Source organism: Helicobacter sp. 11S02596-1 (genome assembly GCF_002272825.1).
In the GTDB taxonomy this organism is placed as follows: Bacteria; Campylobacterota; Campylobacteria; order Campylobacterales; family Helicobacteraceae; genus Helicobacter_J.
The window spans coordinates 126,232-152,487 of the sequence record NZ_MLAM01000004.1 but is presented as its reverse complement, the minus strand read 5'-3'; the positions used below and the strand labels follow the sequence as shown (position 1 = coordinate 152,487).

Sequence of the window (26,256 nt, the reverse complement as noted above, 5' to 3'; positions counted from 1 at the left end):
CTTGAGTTAATAGCTAAGGGAGCTTTTGGCACATAACTGGCACAGGTGGAATTTGAAGAAAAACAAATAGCGTGTTTTAGGGGGTTGATTTAGAAGCACACTGGTCGGCGTAGCGGGGTTTTCACCCGCCCGCCCATTGTTCTAAAGGGGTCTTTTTGACCCGCCCTTTATGGGTGGGTGGGTCGAATCTGGGCGGACTTCGTAAGGAGGAGAGCCGTTAAAAAAGATAACTGCTTATCTTTTTTAGGCTCGCACGGCGATGGTAATATGCGACTTTTAAGGAGCATACCGGACGCCCAAACCTTTAAAAAAGCCAACTGCTTGGCTCTGGTAGCCTCGCACGCCGATACGTATATGCCCGTAAGGGTATAGGATACGGCTAGCCCCTTGTCCCCCTCAAGGGAAATCAAAACAAGAGGATTTTAATTTATCTTTAAACTCTCCATCTCAAAAGGCTAAAGCTTAAAAAACATTATGTTTTATTTGATTCAGTTTAAAAACTGAATCTGAAGACCACTCCGCAGGGAATGAATCCCTGCTCCATTCCTAAAGCTACCATCTCACACCCAAGCCTTAGGCTTGTGCGTTCGAGATAAATTTTAAAGGTGTTGGTTTGGGCTTCACCCGAATCTGAAGACCACTTCGGGCAGTCAATTAAGGTTTGGGCGTCCGGTATGCTCCTTAAAAGTCGCATAGAACCATCGCCGTGCGGAGCTAGTTAAGCCAAGCAGTTGGCTTAACCTTAACGCTCCTCCTGTTCCTAAAGAATAGGGTTATAACGGCACTTCGTTTTGTTGTCAACTTAGGGTGGGTGGGTAGAGTTTCTAAGGTTTAAAAGTTTAAAATATAAACAAAGATAAAAACAAGGAAACCAATGCACCCGTTTTTAAAAAAGCTATTAGATGGCGAAAATGTGGAATGGAAACCGTTGGGGGAAGTGGCGGAAATTAAAAGGGGTCGGCGTGTTACAAAAAGCGAGCTAATTCCTGATGGAACTTACCCCGTTTATAGTGGGGGCGTAACTCCGATGGGGCGATATAACAAAAGTAACCAAGATAAAAATACAATTACCATCGTAAAATATGGGACAGCAGGTTTTGTGAATTTTATTACTGAAGAATTTTGGGCAAATGATGTTTGTTATTGCGTCATCCCTCAATCCACTTTAATTAATAAATTTTTATTTTATGTTTTAACAAACAAACAACGAGAAATTTATTCGTTAGTCGTAGATGCTATTCCCGCTCATCTCCCTACTGAAGAGATTACAAATCTCCCCATCCCCATCCCCGCGCCGAATAATCCAGAGAAATCTTTAGCGATTCAAAATGAAATTGTCAGAATGCTAGACACTTTCACTAAGCTAATAAGCGAGCTAACGCGCGAGCTTGGCTTGCGCAAAAAGCAATACCAATACTACCGCGATAAACTGTTAGACTTTAAAAACGCCGCCGATTTTCCTTTTTTGCAAAAACTGCTTAATGGCGCAAAGGTGGAATATAAACCGCTGGGGGAAGTAACAACGCAAACCAAAAATATCAATTGGAAAAATACTTTAAAAACTTATCAATACATTGATTTAACTTCTGTCAGTATTGAAACAAATACAATATTAGAAACATCAGAAATCACAGCAAAAACAGCACCAAGCAGAGCGCAAAAGTTGCTTGAAAAAGATGATGTTATTTTTGCAACCACTCGCCCCACACAACAACGTTGTTGTGTTATTGATGAAAAATACGATGGAGAAATTGCAAGCACGGGCTATTGTGTTTTGCGTGCAAAAAAATATGTTGCACTGCCCAAATGGATTTTTTATTGTGTTACTTCAAATAATTTTAAAAAATATTTAGAAGACAATCAAAGTGGAGCGGCTTATCCAGCAATATCAGATTCTAAAATAAAAGAATATATTATCCCCATTCCCCCAATTGAAGCCCAAAATCAAATCGTCGACATACTAGATAAATTCGACGCACTAACCAATTCCCTAACCGAAGGCTTGCCAAAAGAAATAGAATTAAGAAAAAAGCAATACGCCTATTACCGGGATTTATTGCTAAATTTCCCCAAACCCGAACCCGCCCCCGTCGATGCGGGTTTCCCCAAGGAGGAGAGGTGCTAAGGGGTGGGATTTCGCTTGACATATTCACCTTAAAATGGGAGAATTACAGACCTAGAAACCTGATAAAATATCATTTAAATTTAAAAAATAAATATTATTTCAATAAATAGTTTAAATCTATACCCAAATAAAATATCCTAAAAATTTGCAAAATAGGGGAGAAAATGGCAGAGATTCCCAATAGCCATACGATCAATATTGAACGTGTCATCATCGCTTTTATCATTTTTGACCCTGCAAAATTCGATGAAATCGTTGATTTGCTTGAGCCAAAGGATTTTTTGCATACCCCCCATCGGACGATTTTTGAAGTTTGCCTTGACCTTTTTAGGCAAAATCTGCCTTTGGATGAGGATTTTATCCGCTCCAAAATCCCCGAAAACAAAAAAATCAGCGATGAAGAATTTTTGTATATCCTCTCTACCAACCCAATTGCCAATATCGAAGCGTATATCAAAGAACTCAAAAATGCTTCTATCAAGCGGGAATTACATTCTTTGGCGAATGCGTTGCGAGAAAGATCGCTCGATAGCTTCAGTAGCACCGAAGAGATTTTGGATGAAATCGAAAGAAAAATCTATAATATTTCTGTCAAAAATACGCAAGGGGGCTTTCGGGACAGCCACCAGGTGATTAATAGTGCGGTTGCACTCATAGCAGAACTCAAAGCAAGGGGCAATCACTATATCACTGGGCTGAATACAGGCTTTGAAAAGCTCAATCGCCTCACGACGGGATTTAACAAAGGTGAGTTGATTATCATCGGCGCACGCCCATCGATGGGGAAAACGACATTATTTTTGAATATGGCACAAACAATCCTCAATCACGGCAAGGGCGTGGCGGTTTTTAGTCTTGAGATGCCCGCAGAGCATTTGATGTTGCGGATGCTTTCAGCGCTAAGCTCCATCCCGCTCCAAGACCTCAAAATTGGCAATCTTGATGAAAAACAATGGGAAGAACTCTCGCGCTGTTCGGATATAATGGCTTCAAAAGACTTATTTATCGATGATGGCAGTGTTTTGAGTATCAATGCCTTGCGTTCTAAACTCCGCAAACTCAAAAGCAAAAATCAAAATATCGAGATTGCGATTGTGGATTATCTCCAGCTGATGGGAAATGGGAATCGGCGGGGCGATATGATGCGCCAAGAAGAAATCAGTGAAATCAGTCGGGGGCTAAAAACCTTGGCTAGAGAGCTTGAGATCCCTATCATCGCCCTTTCCCAGCTGAATCGCTCACTCGAAAGCAGAGATGATAAACGCCCGATACTCTCTGACCTTAGGGAATCGGGTGCGATCGAGCAGGATGCGGATATTATTTTGTTTTTGTATCGTGATGATGTTTATAAGAGGCGTAATGAAAAAGAAAAGCTTGCCAAACTCAAAAAAGAAGGCAACGATAAGGCACTCAAAGCCTATGAGGATGAATTAAAACGCCAAAGAGAGGCAAATCATCAAGGCGGTATTGAGCCAGCTGAGATTATTGTTGCCAAAAATCGAAATGGTGAGACCAGCACGGTTAAAATTCAATTCAACAAGGCATACACACGATTTGAAGATATTGCCAATGAATCAGAAATTCCCTACACGCCTACCAAAATAGCCAATGAGCCTGCAATCCAAGTCGTTTCTATCTAGTCTGTGAAAAAATTAAAAACCTCGCCTTATGATATTTTTTTGATTGATGGCTACAAAGAATGGCTGGTGGTTGGGGGGATTTTGTTGCTTGTTTTTGTGGCGAATTTAGGGCTGAAATATTCGCAATTTTTGCAACTTGATTTTGCTAAACCTCAAGACATCACCGCCCAAGTGTTGTTGCAATACCCCAAAACCAAAGAAAAAACGCTAAAAAATGGCAACAAAAAGACAGAAACGTATTTTGTCCTCAAGCTCATCGATAGTAATGCAAATGTTTTTTATACAATTTCTAAAGAAGACATCAAAGATATAACAAACCGCTATGTTCGTGTGTATGGGCAGTTTAAAGAATGCAGTTTTTTGGAGTTTATGAAAAGTTGTTATGTGAATGCCTATCGTATCGCATTGCTCCACAAAAGGGATTATCGCGATAAGATTCGGGAATTTATCGATTCCCAGCATTCTAGCACCCCAAACGAGGCATTTAGCTCTAGCGATGAGGTGTCTGTAGGGAATCTTTATCGCGCGCTTTTTATCGCCGATCCTTTAGCAAAAAGCTGGCGAGAACTCTCCAATAAACTTGGGCTTGCCCATATTATCGCTATCAGCGGGTTTCATCTGGGGATTTTGAGCGGGTTTTTTTATTTTTTGTTCGCACCAATTTATCGTTATTTTCAAAAGCGTTATTTCCCTTATCGCAACGAGGCGTATGATTTGGGGGCAGTGATTTTGTGTTTGATGTTTGGGTATTTGTTGCTTTTGGATTTTCAGCCATCATTTTTTCGTTCGTTTGTGATGGCGGGTGTGGCGTTTTTGGTTTATTATAGCGGGATGAGGATTTTGAGTTTTGCTTCACTGCTTTTTGTTTGCCTTTTTTGTGTGGCGATTTCTCCCTCATTGGCGTTTAATATCGGGTTTATTTTGTCGGTGGCTGGGGTGTTTTATATTTTTTTATTTTTGAAATATTTTCCCAAAATGCATTTTATTTTGTATGCGATTTGTCTTTCTTTGGCAATTTTTTTTAATATTTCCCCGATCGTGCATTATTTTTTCCCTTATTTTTCGCTGTATCAATTTGTTTCCATTCCTGTAGGGTTTGTATTTGTTATCTTTTTCCCCTTGAGTTTGGGCTTGCATTTTTTTGGTTTGGGCGGGCTTTTTGATGATTTTTTGCTCCACGCCCTAACTCTTAAGCCCCCATTTATCAGCTATATCACGCCAATGTGGTTTGTGCTTTTTTATGTTGGGCTGTCTTTGGGGGCTGTTTATTCCAAGGGAGCTTATTGGCTTTTGAATGTTTGTAGCTTGGGGTTTTTTATTTTTTTGCTTTTGAAATATTTGTAGTTTTTTGTCATTAAAAAATTGTAAAATACCAGAAAAGATTAAGGAAATAGATGAATACGATTTTCAGGCTGATAGGGAAGGGTATTTTGGTGCTTTTGCCCATTATCCTGTTGATTTGGTTATTGTCTTTTATTTTTGGGCTTATCAAGCATTTTGTCGAGCTGATTTTTAACACCGCTGCAAATAGTATGAGTGCGACTATCAGTATTTTGGTTGTGATGGTGTTTGTGCTTGCTTATGCGGGTTATTTGTTTGAAAAAAACAAAGAATTTTTGTTGGTGAAAGCCTCAGAATTTGTCATCAGCAAAATCCCCGGAGTGGCTACGATATACGCTGTTTTAAAAGACATCATCAAGATGTTTTCTGGTAAGGGCGCTGAGGGTTATTTGGGCGTGGCTTATGTGGATTTAGCGGGTAATCGTGTGATTGGATTTATCACAAAAGAAGAAGAAGATGGTTATTGGATTTTTGTCCCCACTACGCCAAATCCGACTTCAGGGATTTTGCTAAAAACCCCAAAAGACAAGATACAAAAAGCAGATATGAGCGTCTCAGAGGGCTTGAAAAAAGTCGTTTCGCTCGGTATCAAATAAAGAGGAAAAAAGGTGCTTAAAAGACTTAAAAATTTTAGCGAGCTCGTAGCATTTGAACACACGGTGTTTTCGGGTGCATTTATTTTGATTGCGATGATTGTGGCTTCTGTGCAAAAAAATGGGAGCGTTTGGTTTGGGTTTGAGATATTTTTGTTGTGTGCCTTGGCTTTGGTGAGTGCGAGAAATTTTGCAATGGGTTTCAATCGCTACGCCGATCGCTTCATCGATGCGAAAAATGCCAGAACAAACAAACGCCCCAGTGTGGATGGGAGGATTTCCCCGAATGCGGTTTTATTTTTTTGTGTTTTGAATGCTCTCATTTTTGTGGGCGTGAGTTATGCTATCAATAATTTAGCGTTTTATCTCTCCATCCCTTTTTTGATTGTGCTGGGCGGGTATTCGTATATGAAGCGTTTTAGTTATCTTGCCCATCTGGTTTTGGGTATTTCTTTAGGTCTTGCTCCATTAGCTGGCTCGATCGCTGTGTTGGGTGCGATCCCTTTGTGGTGTTTGTTTTTGTGTTTGGGTGTGATGTTTTGGGTGGCAGGATTTGATTTGCTTTATTCGCTCCAAGATATTGCATTTGACAGGGCAGAGGGGCTTTATTCGATACCATCGATTTTTGGTGAGGCAAAAACCTTGCTGATTTCTCGGATTTTTCATATCTTTGCTGTGATTTTTTGGGCTTTGTTTGTGTATGTTTCGCACGGCTGGATTTTTGCGTATATCGGGCTGGTTGTATCGATGGGGATGCTTATTTATGAGCAATATTTAGTGAGTGTGGATTTTAGAAATATCCCCAAAGCTTTTTTTGTTACTAATGGGTATTTGGGCTTTGTTTTTTTTATTTTTATTCTCATAGATGGGCTGAGTAGAACCTATGGAAATTGATTTTTCTAGAATTTGCAGAGAAAATAATTTTCCCACACGCATTGTGCCGTGTTGTCTTGAATTTGCATATGGCAAACCTTCTGAAGACGCCCAGCAAGAATATCTCAAGCTTGGAAGTCAAGGAAATGGGTTTGATAATTGGCTAGAAAATCTCAAAGGAAAAAATAGACTTGAAGCTGATGATGAGTTGATTTTGAAAGCAATATCACAAATTTATGCCAAGCTCAATGCTTTAGAAAATCTCATCGCTAACAAGTGTGAAACTATGATTGATTTGGAGCACAAGGGGCGACTTATTGCGCTTGGGCACGGGGTGCTTTGTTCGGCTGTTGCGAGTTTTGAGCCTTTAGAAGCGTATTATTTGCGGTTTAAATTACCCATTTTCCCCGAGCGTTATATGGGGATTTTTGCACAGGCTTTTGATGAGAGGATTCTTCGGGTTACCCAAATGCACCCAAAAGATATGGAGGATTTTGATATGTATATTGCCAACAAGGAGATGGAAAATCTCAGAGCCCAACACAATAGAAAGGATAAATAATGATGATTTTTAATTCTGATGATTTATTATTAATGATAGCTGGGGCGATATTGCTGGTGTTGATATTTTTGATTTTGTTTAATTATTTTAAAGATAGAGAATTTCACAAAAAAACACAGCGTCTCGAAAAAGCGATGGAAGCGATGAGCCAAGAAATCTACAAAACGAGGAAGTGGATACAAGAAAGTGAAATGCAAACAGAGTTTGCCAATTCTGCTTTGGGGACAAATATTAAAAATGAAGTCAAAAATAATCTCAATGCCAATCTTTCCAGTCTCTATAGCCACATCCAGGGCATTCAAGAAACTTTGGATAAAGATAGGGATTATTTTGAAGAAAAAATCATCGGGCTTGAAAATAAATTACGGGAGTTTGGGCATTTTGTTCCTAGTGGCAATGATGTCGATGAAAAGCGTATCATTTCGATGTTTCAAGATGGCTGGAGTATCGATTCTATCGCCAAAGAGCTTCGGGTCGGTCGGGGTGAGGTCGAGTTTATTTTGAAGCTTGCTGATATCAAATAAAGTCTTATTTTGATGCGTATTGCTGAGTTTTATTCCGAACAAAAAGTATGCAGTTATATCAAAACCAAAACGAGTCAATTCCATTATCTCTATATTGAAGAATGCCGCCCGTATTTTTATCGGGGGCTTTTAGAGCGCGGGTGGCGACGCTTTGGGCGGTATTTTTTTGCCCCCGTTTGCACTGATTGCAAGGATTGTATTTCTATCCGCCAGCTTGTTGGTGATTTTGTTTTTAGCAAAAACCATAAGCGTGTTTTTCTCAAAAATAAACACACCCATCTTGTGATTTCCCGACCCTATGTCGATGATGCCCATCTTTTTTTGTATGAGAAATACCACCAACATATGCGAGACAAAAAAGGCTGGGAATACGCTGGTATCGATCGGGCGAGCTATGCGGATATGTTTGTAGATGGCTTTATGGATTTTGGTTATGAATTTGCCTATTATGTTGGGGGAAGTTTGGTCGGCGTGGGGCTTGTTGATGCGCTTTTGGATAGTATGTCAGCGATTTATTTTTTTTATGATCACGATTATGGGGATTTGAGTTTGGGGACATTGAATATCTTGTCTCAAATCAAAATCGCCAAAGAAAAGGGGTTAAAATACTTTTATCCGGGCTATTGGATCAAAGATCATTATTGTATGGGCTATAAAGAGCGTTTCAAGCCTTTTGAAACCCTCATCAATGCCCCTGATTTGCTCGATACGCCTTTTTGGCAATTTTATCAAAAGGAAAAAAATGGCTTTTAGTAATCAATTTTCAAGGTTTTTTGGGCGATTTGCCAATCATCGTTTCCCTAGCGTTATTCAGAAATTTATCAATACGCTATATGTCAAGATTTTTGATATAGATTTGAGCGATTTTGCACCTATAGAGCATTATGAAAGTCTCAACGCACTTTTTACCCGATCGCTCAAAAATAAAAGAGATTTTGATAACGCAAAAGACACACTTATCGCCCCCTGTGATAGCCTCATCACCGAATGCGCTAAGGTATCAAGCGGGATGGCACTCCAGATCAAAGGGATGAGCTATCGTGTGGGTGAATTGTTAGGCATTGATGATGGCACAGGAGAAGCCAAAATAGAAACAATAGATGCACTGGAAGCAGGGTATGAATATATTAACTTTTATCTTTCGCCTAGAGATTATCATCGCTATCACGCCCCGTGTGATCTAAAAGTCATCGAAGTGCGGTATTTTTCAGGGGTGCTTTTGCCTGTGAATATGCCTTCTTTGCGGAAAAATCAGGATTTATTTATCAAAAATGAGCGTGTAGTGGTGGTTGCCAAAGATCCGATGGGAGAAATGCTGTATTTTGTTGCGGTGGGGGCTTTGAATGTCGGGCAAATGGTGCTACATTTTGAACCACGTGTGCAGACCAATAGGGATTTTAAGAATGCGATTTATCGTTATGATTCCCCGATTTGTGTGGCAAAAGGCGAGGAATTAGGGTTGTTTAAGATGGGTTCGACGATTGTGGTATTTGCCAAGAACTTAAAATCACATTGTGCGCCAGATTTAAAAGTGCGATTTGGTGATACAATAGCGACTTTCATTTGCGAAGATAGGCAAAATTAAAAAAGCAAGCAATTTTTTAAAAAGGAAAATAATTAAAAAAGGTTGATAGATGCGTGAGATTCAAAAAGAAATCAGACAACTTTTGGATGATTTGGATGCGCAATTGGTAGCACACTTTTATCAAAAAGATGAAATTGTAGAGATCGCAGATTTTAGCGGGGATAGCTTGGAGCTTGCCAAAAAAGCCAGCCAAAGCGATAAAAATCTCATCGTGTTTTGCGGGGTGGGGTTTATGGGTCAAAGTGTGAAAATCCTCGCCCCGCACAAGGATGTGATTATGCCAAAAGTTGCGTGTTGTTCGATGGCTAGGATGGTGAGTAGTGGCTATTATGATGCGAGTGTGGCATTGCTTCAAAAATACGGGATTACCGATATTTTGCCTATCACCTATATTAATTCGAATGCTGATGTGAAAGCCAAAGTCGGCAAGATGGGCGGGTTGGTCTGCACCAGCAGTAATGCCAATAAGATTTTTGCGTTTGCTCAAAAGGCGGGCAAAAAGATATTTTTTCTGCCTGATAGATGTTTGGGCGAGAATCTTGCCCGCTCAGCTGGGCTAAAATCGGCGGTTTTAGGCGTTGATTCTCAAGAAAAAGTTTTGAGAGCTGATGTGATTTGTTACAATGGTTTTTGTTCAGTCCATCAGCTTTTTATGCCTGCAGATGTGGCGTTTTTTAGGCAAAAATACCCCGATATTTTGATAGCCGTGCATCCAGAATGCCGTCCTGATGTTGTGGAGTTGGCTGATTTTGTGGGTTCGACAAGCCAAATCATTACCTACGTGCGTTCGCTCCCTCCTAGCCAAAAAGTTGCTGTTGGCACGGAATTTAACCTCGTCAATCGCCTCCGTCCCCCTTATGAGGGCAAACAAAATACATTCGTGCTTTCTGCGAGTATCCCGGAATGCCCCACGATGAATGAGACGACGCTAAAAGATGTTTTTGAAGTCCTAAAAGCTTACAAAAATCATCGCCCGTATAATCAAATCAATATTGATGCCACCACCGCAGTATTTGCCAAAGAGGCATTAAATAAAATGTTGGAGCTTTCATAATGTTTAAAAATTTGGGAAATTTAGAGGATTTTATCAGCTGTGCTTTGAATGAGGATTTGGGACGGGGGGATTTGTTTGAGCGCCTCATCAAGGAAGATTTTAAAGCCCAAGCGGGGATTATCGCCAAAAGTGCGGGCGTTTTTTCTGGTGAGATTTATATCCGAGAGATTTTTAGGCGTTTTGATATACCATCGGTTTGGAAGATTGCTGATGGCGAGCCTTTTGGCAATCGTGAGATGTTGCTTGAATTTGAGGGTTCTTATACGCTTTTGCTCAAGCTTGAGCGGGTGATTTTGAATATTTTGCAGCATTCTAGCGGGATTGCTAGCAATACCGCTGCTTATGTGCGTGCGCTTGATGGGATCGATATAGCGATTTTAGATACACGTAAGACGCGCCCGCTTTTGCGGGAGTTTGAAAAATATTCGGTCCGTAATGGTGGGGCAAAAAACCATCGTATGGGGCTTGATGATGCCTTAATGCTGAAAGATACGCATTTGAAACATATTTCGGATTTGCAGTCATTTATCCAGATGGCAAGAAAAAATATCCCCTGGACAGCCAAGATAGAGATCGAATCTGAAGACATTGCCTTTGCCAAGCTCGCAATGCAATCAGGCGCAGACATCGTGATGTGCGACAATATGAGTATTGAAGCCATCAAAGAAGTCGTGGCATTTAGAAATGCTTTTCACCCAAATGTTTTGCTTGAGGGGAGCGGGATGATTTCCAAAGACACGGCCCGGGGGTATGCACAAAGTGGCGTAGATGCCATCAGTATTGGGGCGTTGATCCATCAGGCGGTTTGGCTGGATATGAGTATGAAAATGTTGTGATGGCTATTGAAGCGTATTTTATTCAAAAATTACTTGAAAGTGGCGTTGTCTCGGGGGTAGGCGATGATGCGGTGATTTTTTCTGACAATCCCAATTTACGCCATCGCTCTGGGGGGAGTTGCTTGCCAAAGGATATTTCTAGCCCGGTGTATGCGATGGATATGTTTTGGGAGGGGACGCATTTTAAAAAAGCGTGGTTTTCGCCTAGAGAAATCGGGCAAAAAGCCTTTTTGGTAAATGTTTCTGACATTTTGGCGATGAATGCCATCCCCAAATACGCCCTTTTAGGCGTTTCGCTCCCAAAAAATGTTTCCAAAGATTTTATCAAAGAGCTTCTTTGTGGGATGGTAGCAGTTTGCAAAAAATTTCACATCACGATTATCGGCGGGGATACCATCGGGGGGAACGCACTTGGGGTTGTGGTGAATATGATCGGGGAGGCTAGAAAAAATACGCTATTTCGCAAGGGTGCAAGACGCGGGGATTTGATCTTTCATACGGGGAAGCTCGGCGGGAGTTATTTAGCATTAAAACGGCTTTTATCTGGGGGTAAATCAAACAAAAAATCTCGTTTCACTAAGCCTATTTTGCGGGCGGGTTTTATTGCTGAAATCGCTAGATTTGCCCATATGGGGATGGATATTTCTGATGGGGTTTATGCAGAATGCAATCGCCTTTCTGAATGCAATCAGCTTGCTTTTAGCCTCAAAAACAAAAAAGAGATTTATAAAAGTGGCGAGGAATATGAAATGCTGTTTTGTGTTGCTCCCAAAGAGAGATTGCGTGTAATGAGAATCGCAAAAAAACATCGGGTCGATGTCGAATGTATGGGCAAGGTATTGCGAGGGAAAAGCCGTTATCCTGCGTATGCGTGGCATTGAAATGATGGGCTAGAATCTGCGGTTTTTCTCGGGGTTTATAGCCAGCAGGATTTGGTGTTTTTTAGTTTTAGTTTTGCAATACAATGCTACAATTCAAAAATTAGTTTAAACGAAAGGATATACAAATGGAAAGCCTTAAGCGGGATAAGTTGGATGGTGTTAAAGAGTTTTTTGCCTTTTGTAGGGAAAATGAGGTTGAATTTGTGGATTTTAGATTTACTGACATCAAGGGGGTGTGGCATCATATGGCTTACTCGTTTTCTGCAGTCAATGAGGAGACATTTCAAAATGGTATCCCTTTTGATGCGAGTTCGCTAAAGGGGTGGCAGCCCATCCAACATTCGGATATGATTTTGTTCCCTGAACCCATCCGGTATTTTATCGATCCATTCACTGCTGATACGACGGTTGTAGTGTTTTGTGATGTTTGGGATATTTACAAAAACCAACCTTATGAAAAATGCCCCAGAAGCTTGGCAAAAAAGGCTGTTGCTTATCTGAAAGAAAGTGGCTTGGGCGATACGGCTTATATCGGTCCAGAAAATGAATTTTTTATTTTTGATTCTATCAAAATCAAAGACGCTGTAAATTGCCAATATTACGAGATTGATAGCGAGGAGGGGGAATGGAATCGCGATAAGATTTTTGAAGGCGGTATCAACTCTGGGCATCGCCCCGGCACAAAAGGGGGGTATTTCCCAGTCCCGCCTGTGGATTCGATGATGGATTTGCGTGCAGAAATTGCCAAAGTCCTCAATCAGGTCGGTTTAGAGACATTTGTTGTCCATCACGAGGTTGCCCAAGGGCAGGGCGAGATTGGTGTGAAATTTGGGGATTTGGTCGAGGCAGCTGATAATGTCCAAAAACTCAAATACGTCGTCAGAATGGTCGCCCATCTCAACGGCAAAACAGCAACATTTATGCCAAAGCCTTTGTTTGGGGACAATGGTAGCGGTATGCATACACACGTGAGTATTTGGAAAGATGGAAAAAATCTCTTTGCAGGGGAGAAATATCAGGGCTTGAGTGATAATGCCTTGCATTTTTTGGGCGGGGTGCTTGCACACGCTAGGAGCGTGGCAGCTTTTAGTAATGCTTCGACAAACTCCTACAAGCGATTGATTCCAGGTTTTGAAGCCCCATCGATTTTGACATATTCTGCACAAAATAGAAGCGCGAGCGTGCGGATTCCTTATGGGGTTTCAGGCAAAAGTGCGAGGCTAGAGTTTCGCTTCCCTGATAGCTCTGCAAATCCTTACTTGGCATTTTCGTCCATATTGATGGCGGGTCTGGATGGTATTGCTAAGCAAATCCATCCGGGTGAGCCGATGGATATTGATTTGTTTGAGCTGACATTAGATGAGATCCGCGAAAAAGGTATCAAGCAAATGCCCCATACATTGCGGAGTGCGGTAGAAGAAATGCTTTTGGATAGAAATTATCTCAAAGAAGGCAATGTTTTTACTGAGGAATTTATCCAGGTTTATAAAAGCTTCAAGTTTGAAACCGAGATTTGGCCCTGGGAGGGCAGACCCCATCCGTTTGAATTTATCTCCACGTATTCTTGCTAATCGCTTATTCTAAATATTTCTTAATTTTGCGCCCTTGATGGGCGTCTCCTAAAATCTCCATAATCAAAATATTTGGCACGCTAATTGCTTATGTATCTATAAAAAATTGCAAAGGATGTATATGCTTAGGTCTATGTGGTCTGGTGTGAGTGGTATGCAGGCTCACCAAATAGCACTTGATATTGAGAGTAATAATATTGCAAATGTGAATACGGTCGGTTTCAAGTATTCTCGAGCTTCATTTGTGGATATGCTTTCGCAGATTAAACTCATCGCTACCTCGCCTTACAAAAATGGATTAGGCGGTCAGAATGACTTTTCTATAGGTCTTGGCGTGGGAATCGATGCAACAACAAAGGTTTTTTCTCAAGGCAATACCCAAAACACTGATGTCAAGACTGACTTGGCGATTGAGGGCGAGGGATTTTTTGTCATCAGCCCCGATAGAGGGACGACAAGGAATTTTACACGGAATGGGGAATTTTTGTTTGATGCTGATGGGAATCTCGTTACTACAGGGGGCTACCTTGTGCAAGGTTGGGTAAAAAATGACCTTGAAAATGCTTCAAAAATGAGCGATTCTGATTTTTTCAAAGTCGATAATACTGGCCCGCTCCAAAATATCCGAATTGATCCGGGTATGGTTATGCCCGCACGAGCGAGTTCGAAAATTTCTATGCGGGCAAATCTCAATGCCGGTAGGCACGTCGATCAAACAGGGGATATTTTTGCACTTGATTCTTCTAGCAAGACAGCTTCTGATGGCGTGAATCCTGTTTATGATTCTAAATCAAGGCTTACCCAGATGGCTGAAGATGTTGGCTCACTTTTTAATGGTGATGGTGATGCGTTTTTGTTGAATGAAAATCAAGGTATTTGGGTGAGCTACAAAACCGCAGAAATGAAAAATGAGATTTTTGCCTCTGACCAAACCAATACTATCGGCTTGAACGATACAGAAATTTCATTTACCAACGATTCGGGAATCAGCGGTGTTTCAAGCCTTGTAGCTGCACAAAATGCTATCAATGCGGTAAAAGACAAAACCGGCATTGAAGCTTATCTTGATGGCGGTTTGTTGCGATTAGAAAACAGAAATGAGCTTGATGGGGACGAAAAAGTAAAAAATATTCGGGTAACTTCTTCAGGAACGGGCGCATTTGCAAACTTTGTCGAAGGGGATGCTGATATTACATCTTTTAGATACCGCTATACAAAATCACTCAGCCCAGATTCATCTACCGGGCAGTTTAGGACGACAGAGGATCTGCGTGCCTTGATACAATATGATGCCAATATGATTAAAGACCCTTATATGAACTATAGCGATACGACCGCTTCTGTTTCGGTAACGGTGAATAAATATGGGATGTTTGAAATCCTCAACAAGGATAATGGCGATGATGAGAAGCAAAATCTCAATATCTTTGTTAGTGCTTATGCTTCTGAAAATGTTACGAATAACGTTTTGTTCAAAGACACAATGAAAGCTTTGAATACGGCTTCTTTGATTGAGGGTGGGGTTTCGACAAGCACATCCAAAATGACCCACGCCACACATACATCGAGTATTGATATTGTCGATAGCTTGGGGACAAAGCATACATTGAGACTGGAATTTTACAAGAGTGGGGGTGCGGAATGGAGTTTTCGGGCGATTGTGCCTGAGCCTTCTGAGCTTTATGGGAGTTCGCCTACAAGACCCAATATCTTTGAGGGCGGGAGACTGCGCTTTAATAGCGATGGGAGTTTGGCGGGGATGAACCCACCTGTTTTGCAGTTTGATCCCAAAAATGGATCAAATGCACCCCAGAGAATTGATTTGAGTTTTGGAACTAATGGCGGTTTTGGGGGATTGACGAGTGTGGATAAGATTTCTGAAACCTATGCTATCAGTCAAGATGGGTATCAAGCTGGCGATTTGCTCGATGTCAGATTTGACTCCAACGGCTCTTTGTTGGGGGCATTTAGCAATGGTAGGACACTCGCCCTTGCCCAAGTCGCCCTTGCAAACTTTGCGAATAACACCGGTTTGCAGTCTGAAGGTGGGAATGTCTTTTCTCAAACGGGCAACTCGGGGCAAGCAATGATTGGAGCAGCCAATACCGGGCGAAGAGGCGGGGTATCAGGCTCAAAACTCGAAATGAGTAACGTGGATTTGAGCCGAAGCCTTACCCAGCTCATCGTGGTGCAAAGAGGTTTTCAAGCAAACTCAAAAGCCGTTACGACTTCTGATCAAATCCTCAATACCCTCTTGAATCTCAAGCAGTAATTGAGGCTATCTCAAAGAGGCTTTTTGTGGCTAGAATCATTTGGGTTTAGCTACGATAGTCTGAATTGATTTCGACATAGCGATGCCCCAAATCACACCCATAAGCCCGGAATTTGCCATCAGCTATGCCGAGATCGCAACGGATGGCAAATGCATCTTGCTCCATCACAAGAGCAGCTTTTTTTTCGGTTTGGGTATCAAACAAAATCTCACCCCTATCATAAACAAGAATATCCCCGATAAAAATTTTCAAAGATTCTTCACTCGCACTCACACCGCAAGCACCGATCGTTGAGGCAATGCGCCCCCAATTAGGATCGCAACCAAAAATCGCTGTTTTGACCAAAAGGGAGTTGCTAAGCGCTTTGGCAGCTTTGATGGCTTCTGCTTTGTCTTTTGCCCCGCTGACCTCAAAGGCTACGAGTTTGCTCGAACCTTCTCCATCGGAAACGATGTCGGTAGCGAGCTTGTGCATAACCATTTTTAAAGCTTCTTTGAAAGCACTGCGTTCATATGCCTTGCTTTGTGAGTTGGCAAATAACATAATCGTGTCGTTGGTGCTGGTGTCTCCATCAACACTAATGGCATTGAATGTCGTAAAAGCGCATTCTTGGAGAATATTTTTTGCCTCATTTTCTGGCACACAGGCATCGGTGGTGATAAAGCAAAGCATTGTCGCTAGGCTGGGGTCTATCATCCCCGCACCCTTTGCCATCGCCCCAATATGAAACATTCCCCCATCTGCAAGCTCTACTTTCAAAGCGATTTCTTTGTGGAAGCGATCGGTTGTCATTATCGCTTGGGCGGCTTTTGTGTGGGCGGTATTTTCTTGATGGGTGAAATCGATTTTTGAAAATGATGTGATGATTTTTTGCTTGGGTAGGCGCACGCCGATGACCCCGGTGCTACACATTATGGGATGGGTGATTTGGGGGAAATCTCTTTCCAGGGCACTAAGGATTTCTTCGATGTCTTCAATACCCTTTTCCCCGGTGAGGGCGTTGGCGTTTTTTGTGTTGATGAGGACAAAATTACTAGGGCGATTTTGTGCATATTTTTTAAAATGCTTGATGGGGGCGGCTTGAAATTTGTTGGATGTAAAGATGGCGTGCGGGATACACGGGGGATCCATATAGATAAATGCGACATCAAGCTTTGGCTCGTTGTTTTCATCAAGCCCTTTGAGTCCGGCACTGATCCCATTAGCGTAGAATCCTTTTGGGGCGTTGATACCGCCTGTGATGGGTAAAATTTCAAATTTTTTCATCAAATATCTCCTTATACATAATCCATCTCTTTGGGTTTTTGTTTTCTTGTGATGAAACGCTTGGTTTCTCGAATGCCATTGGAAGTCCCTATCATCAAAAGTTTCGCTTCACTTGCGATAATGGCATTGCCATCGGGCATTGGGATATATTTGCCATCTTTTTGGGTAATACCGATGATAGATGTCTTGGTGATTTCTCGAAAATGCGCTTCCTTGAGCTTACGAAGAACGAGCCAGCTATATTTGGGAACGATGACTTCTTCCATATCTAAAGGTGTGTCTTTTTTATAAACAAATCGTTCCAAAAGATTTTCCATATCCGGCCTTATCGCCATCGCACTGATGCGCTGTGCCATCAGTTTGGTAGGTGAAACGACATTGTCCGAGCCTAGTTTTTTGAGTTTCTCGACATCTTCCCCAGTATCTGCACTGGAGATGATATAGTAGGGTCTTCGATTGAGTTCCTTTTCAAAAAGGCGCACAGAGACGATGAGGGCGATATTATCAGAGGGATTTTTTGAAAATGTAACGATACCTTTGGCACTCGAGAGATGGGTTTTTAGCATTGCGATATTGGTATGGGGATCGCTGGTGATGTAATAGGGGTATTTGTGCTTGATGGCTTCTTTTTCAAAATCAGGCTGGTTATCCACGACGACAAAAGGGATTTGGGCGTCTCGAAATTGTTTGCTCAGCTCGATGGTGTATTCATTGTGATAACAGATGACATAATGGTTGCGTAATCGTGCTATTTTATTGACCATTTTTTTCTCCTTGATGAGACGGGTTAGCGTCCCGTTGTTGATGATACTGATGATAAAAGCCACGCTGAATGTGATGACACCTGCCCCACAGAACATCAAAAGTGTGGTAAAAAGAATCGTTATTGGCTGGAAGTTCCCTTCATCAAGAGCGCCAAAGCCCGTATTTGTGAATGTATAAGAAGCCTGAAAGAATGCTTGGATGAGGGTATAGTTCTCTAAGGCAAAATACCCTAAAGTCCCAACGAGAATAAAAATCTGAATGAGGATAAGGGGAAGCCTAAACGGCTTGAGTTGTTCGTATAACTCTGGTCTTAGATCAATGTCTGGTTTTGAGTTTGTTCCCCAGTGGATGAGCTTTTTTATTTTTTTAAGCAAGGCATTTTTGCCCCAAAATTAAGATTTTTTCTTCATTGTTCTGAGCGTGGAAGCAGCTACTTTTATCCTTACTGAAGTCCCATCATCAAGCTTGATCTTGACGCTTCTGAGATTAGGGAGAGATCGCTTTTTGTTTTTGTTGTTTGCGTGGCTTACGTTATTCCCTACCATTGGTCCTTTGCCGGTGATAAAACATTTTCTTGCCATAATTTTGCCTTATTTTAAAGTGTTGAACTTGCAATTATACAAAAAAATTTTCAAAACTAACTTAAGTTTTTTGTTTATGGGGAATGGATTTATCTTTGGAGGGTGCATTCTTCTGTCTATATCGTATCCAGGGCTTTTTCTTGCCCGAGCCGATAAAGGGCAAAATCATATTTGACAGGATCGATGGGGTCAAAATCTTTGAGTGCCTCAGTTGCGAGGATTGCAGCGTGCAAATCATAGGTTTTTCGTTTGAGGATATTTAGTTTTTGGCACGTGCGAAATGTGTGCGTATCCAAGGGCAAAATCAATCGAGAAGTTGCGATCTCACCTCCCCACCTCCCAAAATCCAGGCAATCTTTTCTCACCATCCATCGCAGATACATATTCCAACGTTTTAGCGGTGAGCTGCCTTTGGGGTTGGGGTTGATTTTGCCGATGAGGAAATCCAATCCATTGCTTTTGGTGGTTTTAGCACAGGATTTTTGCAGGGTCAGGAGGGTTGTGTGGAGGGTTTGCATTGCAAAATGAATGCCATCAATGACATTGCCATTTTTTGCGTAACCTGCCAGAATCACGTCTTTTATCCTCGTGGTTTGGCTGATTTGATAGATGGCGATGAAAAGATTTTGAATATCTTGTGATGTTTGGAAGCGATAAAGCGGGAAATGGGCGTTTTGGATCTGCTCTACCGATGATTTTAGCAAGGAAAAATCAAGTTTTTTAAGCAAAAGCACGATTTGTTTGGCATTGCCATAAGACAATAACGCACAAATAAGCGCGATTTCTTCAAAAAGTTCATCATCTTGATATTGCCCTAGAACTAGGAGCGGATCGGGCTTGGCTTCGGTGATTTCACCCGGATGATTTTTTGATTGATAATAGGTGTCTAAAATCTCTTTGAGATCTTTTCTCACTGCTTGATGCCTAGAAGCGTATCTATCATCCTATCAATCGTGGTGATGACCTTTGCATTCGCAGCATACCCCCCTTGGAATTTGATGAGATTAACCATTTCTTCATCAATGCTTACTTGCGAGATGGCTAATTGTTCTTTTTTGATGGCTTCAAATACCGATTTTTTGGTATCAAGCGTTCGTTGCGATTTTTCGGTATCGTTGGCAACCTTTCCAGAAACGTATTGGTAAAATTCACTTAATTTCATCTGCCCGATGTTGAATTTGTTATCGTAAAAATCGACTTTTTCGTATTGGAGTTGTTGCATCATATTGGCAACATCGAAATTCCCACTGATGGGGGCAAGCCAGGGGCGGATATAGGTCGGATCGTTTTTGTATTTTGTATTGAGGCGTATGTTTTGGGCGTTATTGCCATCAAAAAATGTATTGAGCCCTAGGGCGCCGGTGAAATTTGTCCCGTTGTCTTTGAGGGAGACATAAAATCCTTTTGAGGGCTCTTTGGCTTGGATAGTGAATTTTTTGGAATCATTATCAAAATAGGCTTGAAAATAATCATCAAAATCGTTGGTTGCGTTGTTGTCGTTATTGTCATCGGTGTTGGCATTGATCGCATTGACGACATCTTTCATCGTGGTGATGTCATTGATCGTGATGGTTTTTTTAGCGATTTCTTTGCCATCGGTGTTGTAGGCGATCAAATCAAACGTGCCATTTTTGATATTGTAATTGGTGTCTTTGAATGCTTCGTTGTTTTCAAATTCTAATTGGGTGCTTTCGATTTGATGGCTCGCACTCTGGGCATAGATGGCATTGGTCGCTTCGATGAAGCCTTTTGCAAATGAATCCAGTAGGTTGATGTAGTTTTGGAGCTTGCCTGTTTTTGTGCCTTCATAGCCGGTGTTATACAGACCGATGAGCGCACCCACTTTGCCCTGATCGAGCTTGTCAGTAATATCGACATCTTTGAAATCATAGCCACGAAAATAAACACGATTGAGGTATTCTGCATTATTTTCTTTCTCAAGCACCAATGGATGGAAGATAGACCCATCGACAATGTTGAAGCCGTGCCCGATGTTGAGGATATATTCATCATCAAAATCGGCCGTTTTGTTGTCGTTGAGCGAATTTTTTTTGAGGTGATTTTTTGATATGTTGCCCCCGATGAGTTCTTTGAGGCGAAATTCGAGTTCATCTCTCCTGTCTCGGAGTTCATTGGCTTGTTTGAGAATTTTGGCATCTTCCATTTCTTTGAGGCGTTGATTGATTTGTGCGATTTGAGAACCGAGATTATTGACTTCTTTGATGGTGCTTTCAAGCTCTTCGCTTGCTTTTTGTTGGAGGGTGGCTAGTTTGCTTCTGGTGTCTTTGATATTGTTAGCAAGGACTTCGGTATTTTTTGCCAAAACGAGCTTTTGAGCGGGGTCTTTGGGGTTTTTTGCCAAGTCTTTCCAAGCATTGAAATATTCTTCAAGATCATTATAGATACCCACGCCATCGACATCGGGAAAATAGGCTGAAGCTTCCCGGAGATTAGAAAATTCTGTCTGGGAAAATTCGTGTTCTTGGGCTGCTTTGAGGTATCTTGAAAAAACAAACTCATCGTGAATGCGCTGGACAGATTCGACTTCTACGCCCCTGCCAATGTTTTTGTCTTGGTAGGGGATAGGTTTTTCAGGCTTGGCAATGACACGTTGCCTGCTGTAAAATTCATTACTCGCATTTGAGATGTTGTTTCCTGTAACATCGACCATCAATTGATGGGCTTGAAGTCCTGTGTAGGAGGTGTTGAGTGAGGATAAAATACCGCCCATAACCCGCTCCTAAGCCTGGATCTTTAAAAAACTGCTTTCAGGGGCTCTGTTGCCTTTGTAGTCGCAGATTTCGTGAGGGATGATTTTTTGAATCAAGGATGAGTAAAATTCCGATACGGCAAAGACGATTCGAGCGTAGTTGGCATTGAGTTCTTTGAGGTTTATAAGATTTTGTTTCATCTGTCCTAAAAGCTCGCTAGAACCTTCATCGATAAGTTGGTCTAAGCTTTTGTCCGGGAATTTGTTTTTCAGACTGATAATTTCTTGGTCGATAAGATTTTTTTTGCTTTCAAAAGATTTGATAAATTCTTGTTTTTTAAAATTGCGCTCAAAAATATCTTCGTGATTGGCGATTTTGATGTCATCAATATCTGATTGTGTCAAATCTATCAATGCCGAAAGATCCGATACTGCGCCTTTTAAATAATTGTGCAACATAAGCTTAATCCTAAAATATTTTAAGCTAGATACTCAAAAAGGCAAGCCTAAGAGTATCCTCGCATATTTTATAGGTTAAGCAAATTTAATGCCATTTTTTCAGAAGTTTTTTTGAGATTGACTTCATACGCATCGTTTTTTATCAATTCTCTGATTTGTGCGATTTTGTCTGTAATCTCTTTGGCTTCTTGTGGCTTGATATTTTCTGAGGATTTTTTGTTTTCGTTAGCTATCAAAGCTGTGTTGAGTGTTCCGATTGGATTGATCATTGTTGAAAAATCTCCTTGAATGGTATATGGATTTGATATCGACACATATTGTAAATGTTTTAGTTAATTTTCTTGATTTGTTTCATCATTTCTTCTTTGAATTTCTCAACATTGGTTGTTTCTGATGGGGTTTTGACATTGGTAAAAAGTGAAACATTCGTATTTGCCGTATAGGTATAGATCACAAGGAATGCCATCCCATAGCAAAAAAGGAAAAAACACATCGTTGGGAAAAACCAAGTTCTCAAATCAAATTTTTTAATGTCCATTATTGATTGCCTCTTTTGGGTATTAGATTTTTATTTTATTTTGAATGATTATATCAGATTTCGACTTGGTTTTGGCTTTCAGGCGGTGTTTGTCAAAATGATATATAATTTGAGTTTTTACATTATAGATATTCAAGGCGTTTAATGAAGAAGATTTTATGGTTATGTTTTTTGTTTTTTTCCATCAGTTTTGGGGCTGTTGGAGAAAGACTCCCGTGGGATAAGGGCGCAACATTGCTTACTTTTTTTGAACAAAATAGTATCCCTTTGAAACTTTATTATAATCTTTCTTCACAAGACAAAGAATTGACTGCAGAAATCTATGCGGGTATTTCTTATTATACATTAAAAGATGATAACGGCGATTTGTTGCAGGCACTCATCCCTATCAGCGAAGATGTTCAGATCCATATTTATAAGCAAAATGGCGATTATCAGATGGATTTTATCCCTATCATTTCATTTTCAGCTGAAAAGATCTTGACCTTAGCGGTGCAAAAATCGCCTTATCAAGATATTGTGGAAGCCACCCACGATGTGAGCCTTGCCAATGAATTTATCAATGCCTACAAAAAAAGTATCAATTTCAAAAAATTTGTCATCAAAGATGATCGGCTTGCGATTATTTATACCAGAAAATACCGATTAGGCAAGCCTTTTGGTTCTCCAGATATCAAGGCAGCTGTGATTGAGACCAATAAAAAACTTAATTATATTTTTGCCTACAAAAACGGCAGGTATTATGACAAAAATGCCAAGGAGGTGGCGGGATTTTTGCTAGAAGTTCCGGTGCAATACACCCGTATTTCTTCAAGATTTTCTTATGGGCGCGTTCATCCTATCTTGAAAGTAATCCGCCCGCATTATGGCGTGGATTATGCCGCACGGGCGGGGACTGCTATCCGAGCGGCATCAGATGGGCGGGTTGTGTATGTCGGCGTGAAAGGGGGATATGGCAAGACCGTTGAAATCAGCCACGGCAATGGACTCAAAACCCTCTACGCCCATATGAGTGCGTTTGCAAAAGGAATCAGGAGTGGTGTGTATGTCAAAAAAGGGCAGATAATCGGCAGGGTAGGGAGCACAGGAGTGAGCACCGGACCGCATTTGCATTTTGGGGTGTATAAAAACAATCGCCCCGTTGATCCGCTAGGGAGTATCCGAACGACAAAAAGTGAGCTCAAAGGCAAGGATAAAAAAGAATTTTTACGTGTTGCAAAAGAATATCAAGATGAATTGCTAGAAGCGCTTGAAAAATATTCATTTGAGGAGCAAAAAGCTTATGTTTCGATTCGAGGTTAGGCGATGAAATATTTTGCCCAGCCAACTTCTAAGGTTGATTTTGATTCTATCCGTTACATAGAATGCCTTAATTCAGCCTATATCAAGCCCAAGCGGATGGTGTATAGCGAAAATGGAAAGGAAAAATCTTGGGATATCATCGCTTCACACGATAGCGTTTCGATTCTGCTTTATCATAGGGATTTTGATAGCTTTGTCATTGTGAGGCAGTTTCGCCCCGCTGTTTATTTCCAAAATGGCGAGGGATATACTTATGAATTGTGTGCCGGGCTTGTCGATAAGCCAGGCAAAAGTCTTGAAGAGATCGCTTCTGAAGAGGTGCTTGAAGAATGTGGCTATGAGGTTCTACCCTCTGCACTCAAAAAAATAGCTGTTTTTTATTCTTCCACAGGGATTAGCGGGAGCAAACAAACGATATTTTTTACCACCATAACAGAAAAAAACAAGCGCACCCAAGGCGGGGGCATTGATGAGGAGTGTATTGATGTTTTGTTTTTGCCCGCCCAAAAAGCCAAAGATTTTATTGAAGATGATAGTCTAGCGAAGACTTCTGGGTTGTGCTATGCTATCAGATGGTATCTGGATAATTTTTATGATAAGGAACCAGCGTGTTGAAAAAATTTTTAAACTTATGGATAATTGCGATTTTTGCAAGTGTGATAGCGGGGGCAAATGAACTCAACCAGACATTGAAAATCAATATAGAAGACGTTGATTTGCAACAAAAAATCTTGCGTTTCCCTGCTTATGATCTTAAGGTCGGAGAAACCGGTTTTGTGGTTACCAAGCTCACAGATTACAATGTCATATCGGCAAAACTCCAGATAGAATCCATCAAAGATGGCGTGGCATTGGCAAAATTTGGCGTGTTTGATATGATGAAGCAAAAATATTTACCCACGCCTCGTGTCGATCCCAAAAAAGGCGATATGGCAGTTTTTAGAGATCTTAATAATAGAGCGTTTTTGATTGCTCCAGATTCTGCGACTTATGAGAAATTGCGATCACAGATTTCTGATGTTATTTTTATGAATTCTGATTTGTTGATGGGGTATTTGAACGATTTTGGCGGGTTTGATCCCAAACCAAAATTCCTAAAAAAAGCCTGCGAGGTTTATAGTGTCGGTTTGCTTTATATTGTAGGGACAAACAATGTGAATGTTTTGGATTGCCAAAGCCTTGTGCTTTTAGAAAAGATTGCTTTTGACACATCCAAAGTCACTAGCACGATGGCGCCATTTTTTTCACGGCTTGAGGAAGTCAAAACGGGCAGTCTTGCGAGTTTGTTTTATGGCAAAAAATCCAAGAATTATTTTGAATATTACGATAGATTAGTCCAGCAAGGATCAAATTTTAAATAAGGAAAATCGATGATGGAACACCACCACCGCGAGGAACTCAAAAAAATCGTTGGCAAGGAAAATTTTTTTGACGACACCGCCCATTTGATTGCTTATTGCTACGATGCGACAAGGGAGCGTTACCAGCCTGATGGGGTGATTTATCCCCGAGATGAAGAGGATGTCAGTGCGATTTTGAAATATTGCAACCAAAATGCCATTGCTGTCGTGCCACGGGGTGCAGGCAGTGGTTTTACCGGAGGGGCATTGCCCGCACAAGGTGGGCTGGTGCTAGCGATGGAAAAATATTTCAATCAGATTTTAGAAATCGATGAAAAAAATCTGGTCGCAAGAGTCCAGCCCGGCGTTATCAATAAGCATTTTCAAGAAAGTGTGGAGAAAAAGGGCTTGTTTTATCCTCCTGATCCTGCCAGTCAAGAATACAGCACCATCGGGGGAAATGTGAGTGAAAATGCCGGGGGGATGCGTGCGGCAAAATACGGCATTACAAAAGACTATGTGATGGCGTTGCGTGCGGTTTTGCCTAGTGGGGAGATTATTCGGGCAGGCAAAAAAACGATAAAAGATGTTGCCGGCTACAATATCCCGGGGATTTTGGTCGCAAGCGAGGGGAGTTTGGCAGTGATTACAGAGATTACGCTCAAACTGCTCGCAAAGCCTAAATTCAAGCAATCAGCGATGGGTGTTTTTGCAAATATTGATGATGCGATGAATGCGGTGTATAAAACAATGGCAAGCGGGGTAACACCGGTTGCGATGGAGTTTTTGGATAATCTAACGATCCAAGCAGTCGAAGAAAAATTCCACAAGGGCTTGCCAACGCACGCCGGAGCGATACTCATCACGCAGGTTGATGGAGATATTGCTGAACAAATCCATTGGCAACTTGAAAAAATCAAGCAACGTTTTGAGGAAAATGGTTGTCTTGAGTTCAAAATTGCCCAAAACGAGCAAGAAGAAGCGGATTTGTGGTTTGCTAGGCGGAATGCTTCTCAAAGTATCACGATTTATGGCAAAAAAAAGCTGAATGAAGATATCACCGTCCCACGCGCGCAACTCCCCGAGCTTTTGAGGCGTATTGGCGAGGTGAGTGAGAAATATGGCTTCAAAATCCCGTGTTTTGGGCATACTGGCGATGGGAATGTCCATACTAATGTGATGGTCCCAGACCCCCAAGATAAAGCCCAGCTTCAAAAAGGTTATGAGGCGATTGAGGAGATTTTCAAGATTACTATTATGCTTGAGGGGACACTTAGTGGCGAGCACGGGATTGGGCTTTCGAAAGCTTCGTTTATGCCTTTGGCATTTAGTCCTGCGGAAATGGAGCTTTTTAGGCGAATCAAAAAGGCATTTGACCCAAACAATATCCTCAATCCTGGCAAAATGGGGCTGTAGAACAAGCTAAATTTATTGGGG

At 41.3% G+C, this 26,256-nt stretch carries 26 protein-coding genes; 18 read left to right on the top strand and 8 right to left on the bottom strand.

Annotation, left to right across the window (positions count from 1 at the left end; translation table 11 throughout):
* The first annotated feature begins 874 nt into the window (after positions 1–874).
* The 14 genes from BJI48_RS03895 to flgE all read left to right on the top strand — a co-directional run bounded on the left by BJI48_RS03895 (position 875) and on the right by flgE (position 15,857).
* A complete protein-coding gene (locus tag BJI48_RS03895; RefSeq protein ID WP_095332116.1) occupies positions 875–2,125 on the top strand; it encodes a restriction endonuclease subunit S in 1,251 nt (416 codons plus the stop codon).
* A 164-nt stretch (positions 2,126–2,289) separates the two neighbouring features.
* Positions 2,290–3,765 (top strand): replicative DNA helicase, encoded by a 1,476-nt coding sequence (locus BJI48_RS03890; RefSeq protein ID WP_095332114.1) that lies wholly within the window; start codon positions 2,290–2,292, stop codon positions 3,763–3,765.
* Positions 3,766–3,768: 3 nt separating this feature from the next.
* Positions 3,769–5,109, top strand: coding sequence for a ComEC/Rec2 family competence protein (locus BJI48_RS03885; RefSeq protein ID WP_257874374.1), 1,341 nt, complete (start codon positions 3,769–3,771; stop codon positions 5,107–5,109).
* Positions 5,110–5,159: 50 nt separating this feature from the next.
* On the top strand, positions 5,160–5,702 hold the full coding sequence (locus BJI48_RS03880; protein WP_095332112.1) for a DUF502 domain-containing protein: 543 nt from the start codon (positions 5,160–5,162) through the stop codon (positions 5,700–5,702).
* A gap of 12 nt (positions 5,703–5,714) precedes the next feature.
* Positions 5,715–6,593 carry a menaquinone biosynthesis prenyltransferase MqnP gene (mqnP, locus tag BJI48_RS03875; protein ID WP_095332110.1) on the top strand — a complete coding sequence of 293 codons (879 nt, stop codon included), beginning with the start codon at positions 5,715–5,717 and terminating at the stop codon, positions 6,591–6,593.
* Entirely contained in the window at positions 6,583–7,134 is a 552-nt protein-coding gene (locus BJI48_RS03870; protein WP_095332108.1) for a hypothetical protein, read from the top strand. The genes mqnP and BJI48_RS03870 overlap by 11 nt, the downstream gene beginning before the upstream one ends.
* Complete coding sequence (locus BJI48_RS03865; protein ID WP_257874373.1) at positions 7,134–7,658, top strand: helix-turn-helix domain-containing protein; 525 nt, start codon at positions 7,134–7,136, stop codon at positions 7,656–7,658. Before BJI48_RS03870 ends, BJI48_RS03865 begins: the two co-directional genes overlap by 1 nt.
* Before the next feature lie 12 nt (positions 7,659–7,670).
* Complete coding sequence (locus BJI48_RS03860) at positions 7,671–8,411, top strand: arginyltransferase (RefSeq protein ID WP_095332106.1); 741 nt, start codon at positions 7,671–7,673, stop codon at positions 8,409–8,411.
* Positions 8,401–9,243 carry a phosphatidylserine decarboxylase gene (locus BJI48_RS03855; RefSeq protein WP_095332104.1) on the top strand — a complete coding sequence of 281 codons (843 nt, stop codon included), beginning with the start codon at positions 8,401–8,403 and terminating at the stop codon, positions 9,241–9,243. Before BJI48_RS03860 ends, BJI48_RS03855 begins: the two co-directional genes overlap by 11 nt.
* A 49-nt stretch (positions 9,244–9,292) precedes the next feature.
* Positions 9,293–10,297: a quinolinate synthase NadA gene (gene nadA, locus BJI48_RS03850; protein ID WP_095332102.1), complete on the top strand. Its 1,005-nt coding sequence runs from the start codon at positions 9,293–9,295 to the stop codon at positions 10,295–10,297.
* Positions 10,297–11,133, top strand: a complete 837-nt coding sequence (gene nadC / locus BJI48_RS03845) for a carboxylating nicotinate-nucleotide diphosphorylase (RefSeq protein WP_095332100.1) — start codon at positions 10,297–10,299, stop codon at positions 11,131–11,133. Before nadA ends, nadC begins: the two co-directional genes overlap by 1 nt.
* On the top strand, positions 11,103–12,014 hold the full coding sequence (locus tag BJI48_RS03840; protein ID WP_257874372.1) for a thiamine-phosphate kinase: 912 nt from the start codon (positions 11,103–11,105) through the stop codon (positions 12,012–12,014). Before nadC ends, BJI48_RS03840 begins: the two co-directional genes overlap by 31 nt.
* 125 nt (positions 12,015–12,139) lie before the next feature.
* Complete coding sequence (glnA, locus tag BJI48_RS03835; protein WP_095332096.1) at positions 12,140–13,585, top strand: type I glutamate--ammonia ligase; 1,446 nt, start codon at positions 12,140–12,142, stop codon at positions 13,583–13,585.
* Between the two features lie 121 nt (positions 13,586–13,706).
* Positions 13,707–15,857 carry a flagellar hook protein FlgE gene (gene flgE, locus BJI48_RS03830; RefSeq protein WP_095332094.1) on the top strand — a complete coding sequence of 717 codons (2,151 nt, stop codon included), beginning with the start codon at positions 13,707–13,709 and terminating at the stop codon, positions 15,855–15,857.
* 46 nt (positions 15,858–15,903) lie between these two features.
* Here the strand turns inward: flgE and argJ are convergent, their stop codons facing one another.
* The 8 genes from argJ to BJI48_RS03790 form a co-directional block, all read right to left on the bottom strand.
* The gene (gene argJ, locus BJI48_RS03825) at positions 15,904–17,124 is read right to left on the bottom strand and encodes a bifunctional glutamate N-acetyltransferase/amino-acid acetyltransferase ArgJ (RefSeq protein ID WP_095332092.1); all 1,221 of its coding nucleotides are present in this window, start codon (positions 17,122–17,124) and stop codon (positions 15,904–15,906) included.
* A gap of 11 nt (positions 17,125–17,135) precedes the next feature.
* Positions 17,136–18,263: a potassium channel protein gene (locus BJI48_RS03820; RefSeq protein WP_095332090.1), complete on the bottom strand. Its 1,128-nt coding sequence runs from the start codon at positions 18,261–18,263 to the stop codon at positions 17,136–17,138.
* 18 nt (positions 18,264–18,281) lie between these two features.
* Positions 18,282–18,470 (bottom strand): 50S ribosomal protein L28, encoded by a 189-nt coding sequence (gene rpmB, locus BJI48_RS03815; protein WP_095332088.1) that lies wholly within the window; start codon positions 18,468–18,470, stop codon positions 18,282–18,284.
* 116 nt (positions 18,471–18,586) lie between these two features.
* Positions 18,587–19,384, bottom strand: coding sequence for a TIGR02757 family protein (locus BJI48_RS03810; protein WP_095332086.1), 798 nt, complete (start codon positions 19,382–19,384; stop codon positions 18,587–18,589).
* Entirely contained in the window at positions 19,381–21,201 is a 1,821-nt protein-coding gene (gene flgK, locus BJI48_RS03805; protein ID WP_095332084.1) for a flagellar hook-associated protein FlgK, read from the bottom strand. Before flgK ends, BJI48_RS03810 begins: the two co-directional genes overlap by 4 nt.
* Before the next feature lie 9 nt (positions 21,202–21,210).
* Positions 21,211–21,639, bottom strand: coding sequence for a hypothetical protein (locus BJI48_RS03800; RefSeq protein ID WP_095332082.1), 429 nt, complete (start codon positions 21,637–21,639; stop codon positions 21,211–21,213).
* A 68-nt stretch (positions 21,640–21,707) separates the two neighbouring features.
* Positions 21,708–21,908, bottom strand: coding sequence for a flagellar biosynthesis anti-sigma factor FlgM (locus tag BJI48_RS03795; protein WP_095332080.1), 201 nt, complete (start codon positions 21,906–21,908; stop codon positions 21,708–21,710).
* 59 nt (positions 21,909–21,967) lie between these two features.
* Positions 21,968–22,177, bottom strand: coding sequence for a hypothetical protein (locus BJI48_RS03790; RefSeq protein ID WP_095332078.1), 210 nt, complete (start codon positions 22,175–22,177; stop codon positions 21,968–21,970).
* Between the two features lie 144 nt (positions 22,178–22,321).
* On the opposite strand from BJI48_RS03790, the gene BJI48_RS03785 reads away from it, so the two are divergent.
* From BJI48_RS03785 to BJI48_RS03770, 4 genes are read left to right on the top strand one after another with little or no spacing between them, the layout of a single operon-like run.
* On the top strand, positions 22,322–23,479 hold the full coding sequence (locus tag BJI48_RS03785; RefSeq protein ID WP_095332076.1) for a peptidoglycan DD-metalloendopeptidase family protein: 1,158 nt from the start codon (positions 22,322–22,324) through the stop codon (positions 23,477–23,479).
* Positions 23,480–23,482: 3 nt separating this feature from the next.
* Positions 23,483–24,094, top strand: a complete 612-nt coding sequence (locus BJI48_RS03780) for an NUDIX domain-containing protein (RefSeq protein ID WP_095332074.1) — start codon at positions 23,483–23,485, stop codon at positions 24,092–24,094.
* Entirely contained in the window at positions 24,091–24,840 is a 750-nt protein-coding gene (locus BJI48_RS03775; protein ID WP_180763035.1) for a plasminogen-binding N-terminal domain-containing protein, read from the top strand. Before BJI48_RS03780 ends, BJI48_RS03775 begins: the two co-directional genes overlap by 4 nt.
* A 9-nt stretch (positions 24,841–24,849) precedes the next feature.
* Positions 24,850–26,235 carry an FAD-linked oxidase C-terminal domain-containing protein gene (locus BJI48_RS03770; protein WP_095332070.1) on the top strand — a complete coding sequence of 462 codons (1,386 nt, stop codon included), beginning with the start codon at positions 24,850–24,852 and terminating at the stop codon, positions 26,233–26,235.
* Positions 26,236–26,256 lie beyond the last annotated feature (21 nt).

Excerpts from the sequence above, each read along its gene's own strand:
- BJI48_RS03780 (WP_095332074.1), top strand. The coding sequence starts at position 23,483 with ATGAAATATTTTGCCCAGCCAACTTCTAAGGTTGATTTTGATTCTATC.
- rpmB (WP_095332088.1), bottom strand. The coding sequence starts at position 18,470 with ATGGCAAGAAAATGTTTTATCACCGGCAAAGGACCAATGGTAGGGAAT.
- BJI48_RS03865 (WP_257874373.1), top strand. The coding sequence starts at position 7,134 with ATGATGATTTTTAATTCTGATGATTTATTATTAATGATAGCTGGGGCG.
- BJI48_RS03800 (WP_095332082.1), bottom strand. The coding sequence starts at position 21,639 with ATGTTGCACAATTATTTAAAAGGCGCAGTATCGGATCTTTCGGCATTG.
- BJI48_RS03895 (WP_095332116.1), top strand. The coding sequence starts at position 875 with ATGCACCCGTTTTTAAAAAAGCTATTAGATGGCGAAAATGTGGAATGG.
- BJI48_RS03890 (WP_095332114.1), top strand. The coding sequence starts at position 2,290 with ATGGCAGAGATTCCCAATAGCCATACGATCAATATTGAACGTGTCATC.
- nadC (WP_095332100.1), top strand. The coding sequence starts at position 10,297 with ATGTTTAAAAATTTGGGAAATTTAGAGGATTTTATCAGCTGTGCTTTG.
- flgE (WP_095332094.1), top strand. The coding sequence starts at position 13,707 with ATGCTTAGGTCTATGTGGTCTGGTGTGAGTGGTATGCAGGCTCACCAA.
- flgK (WP_095332084.1), bottom strand. The coding sequence starts at position 21,201 with ATGGGCGGTATTTTATCCTCACTCAACACCTCCTACACAGGACTTCAA.
- BJI48_RS03880 (WP_095332112.1), top strand. The coding sequence starts at position 5,160 with ATGAATACGATTTTCAGGCTGATAGGGAAGGGTATTTTGGTGCTTTTG.
- BJI48_RS03855 (WP_095332104.1), top strand. The coding sequence starts at position 8,401 with ATGGCTTTTAGTAATCAATTTTCAAGGTTTTTTGGGCGATTTGCCAAT.
- BJI48_RS03790 (WP_095332078.1), bottom strand. The coding sequence starts at position 22,177 with ATGGACATTAAAAAATTTGATTTGAGAACTTGGTTTTTCCCAACGATG.
- BJI48_RS03860 (WP_095332106.1), top strand. The coding sequence starts at position 7,671 with ATGCGTATTGCTGAGTTTTATTCCGAACAAAAAGTATGCAGTTATATC.
- BJI48_RS03770 (WP_095332070.1), top strand. The coding sequence starts at position 24,850 with ATGATGGAACACCACCACCGCGAGGAACTCAAAAAAATCGTTGGCAAG.
- argJ (WP_095332092.1), bottom strand. The coding sequence starts at position 17,124 with ATGAAAAAATTTGAAATTTTACCCATCACAGGCGGTATCAACGCCCCA.
- nadA (WP_095332102.1), top strand. The coding sequence starts at position 9,293 with ATGCGTGAGATTCAAAAAGAAATCAGACAACTTTTGGATGATTTGGAT.
- BJI48_RS03785 (WP_095332076.1), top strand. The coding sequence starts at position 22,322 with ATGAAGAAGATTTTATGGTTATGTTTTTTGTTTTTTTCCATCAGTTTT.
- glnA (WP_095332096.1), top strand. The coding sequence starts at position 12,140 with ATGGAAAGCCTTAAGCGGGATAAGTTGGATGGTGTTAAAGAGTTTTTT.
- BJI48_RS03870 (WP_095332108.1), top strand. The coding sequence starts at position 6,583 with ATGGAAATTGATTTTTCTAGAATTTGCAGAGAAAATAATTTTCCCACA.
- BJI48_RS03795 (WP_095332080.1), bottom strand. The coding sequence starts at position 21,908 with ATGATCAATCCAATCGGAACACTCAACACAGCTTTGATAGCTAACGAA.